Annotated in this window: 2 protein-coding genes; both read left to right on the forward strand. The window is 74.1% G+C overall.

Annotated features, from left to right (window positions below; genetic code table 11):
- The coding region (gene hpnC / locus VR44_RS13145; protein ID WP_045947649.1) for a squalene synthase HpnC at positions 1-731 on the forward strand (731 nt) is incomplete at its 5' end.
- A partial coding sequence (hpnD, locus tag VR44_RS13150) for a presqualene diphosphate synthase HpnD (protein WP_094191595.1) occupies positions 728-1,669 on the forward strand: 942 nt, incomplete at its 3' end. The genes hpnC and hpnD, both read left to right, overlap by 4 nt.

A 1,669-nucleotide genomic window follows, 5' to 3' on the forward strand; every position in this document is an offset into this window, starting at 1 on the left:
ACGCCGTCCTCCTCGGCCTCGACCCGGACGCCGCCGACGACCGCCCCGCGATGCTCGACGCCTTCGAGGCCGACCTGCTGCGCGTCTTCGGCGGCACCGACGGTCCCCCGCGCCACCCCCTGCTCCTCGCCCTCCAGCCCGTCGTGCGCGAGCACCGCCTCAGCCCCGAGCACTTCCTCGGGCTGATCGAGGCCAACCGCCAGGACCAGCGGGTCGCGCGCTACGCCACGTACGGGGAACTCCTCGCCTACTGCGAGCTCTCCGCCAACCCCGTCGGCCGCCTCGTGCTGGAGCTCACCGGCACCGCCACGCCCGAGCGGATCCGCCGCTCCGACGCGGTCTGCACCGCCCTGCAGATCGCCGAACACCTCCAGGACGTCACCGAGGACCTCGCCCGCGACCGGATCTACCTCCCGGCCGAGGACATGCGGCGCTTCCACGTCGCCGAGGCCGACCTCCGGGCCCCCTCCGCCGGAGCCTCCGTACGCTCCCTGGTCGCCTTCGAAACAGAACGTACGTACGGGCTCCTGAATGAAGGCACCCCACTCGTGGGTAGCGTGCACGGCAGGCTACGGCTGTTGCTCGCGGGGTTCGTGGGAGGGGGGCGAGCCGCCCTGCGGGCGATCTCGGCCGCCGGTTTCGACGTCCTGCCCGGCCCGCCCAAGCCCACCCGAGGCCTGCTCCTCCGCGAGGTGGCCGCCGTCCTGCGCACAGCGCCGAGAAAGGGGTGAGCCCGAACGTGGAGGGCCCCAACCACGCGTCCGCTCCGTCCGCCCCGGTCCTCGCCGCCTACAGCTACTGCGAGGCCGTGACCGGGACCCAGGCGCGCAACTTCGCGTACGGCATCCGGCTGCTGCCCACCGACAAGCGGCAGGCCATGTCGGCGCTGTACGCCTTCTCGCGGCGCGTCGACGACATCGGCGACGGCACCCTCGCCCCCGAGGCCAAACTGGCCCGCCTGGAGGACACCCGCGCCGTCCTCGGCCGGATCCGGGCCGGGGAGGTGGAGGAGGACGACACCGACCCGGTCGCCGTCGCCCTCGCGCACGCCGCCCGCCGCTTCCCCATCCCGCTCGGCGGCCTCGACGAACTCATCGACGGGGTCCTGATGGACGTCCGCGGCGAGGAGTACGAGACCTGGGACGACCTGGAGGTCTACTGCCGCTGCGTCGCCGGCGCCATCGGCCGGCTCTCGCTCGGCGTCTTCGGCACGGTCGGCCCCGGCGAGCACGCCGAGGAGTACGCCGACACCCTGGGCCTGGCCCTCCAGCTCACCAACATCCTCCGCGACGTCCGTGAGGACGCCGGCAACGGCCGCACCTACCTGCCCGCCGAGGACCTCGCCAAGTTCGGCTGCGCCGAGGGCTTCAAGGACGGCCGGGCCCCCGCCGGCTCCGACTTCCCCGGCCTCGTCCACCACGAAGTGCGGCGCGCCCGGGCCCTGTTCACCGAGGGCTACCGGCTGCTGCCGATGCTCGACCGGCGTAGCGGCGCCTGCGTGGCGGCGATGGCCGGCATCTACCGGCGCCTGCTGGACCGCATCGAACGCGAACCCGCGGCCGTCCTGCGCGGACGCGTCTCGCTTCCGCCCCACGAGAAGGCGTACGTGGCCGTACGCGGCCTGTCCGGCCTCGACGCCCGCGCCATCTCCCGCCGGACCGCCCGGAGG

This window comes from Streptomyces katrae (genome assembly GCF_000966975.1).
GTDB classification, from domain to species: Bacteria; Actinomycetota; Actinomycetes; order Streptomycetales; family Streptomycetaceae; genus Streptomyces; species Streptomyces katrae.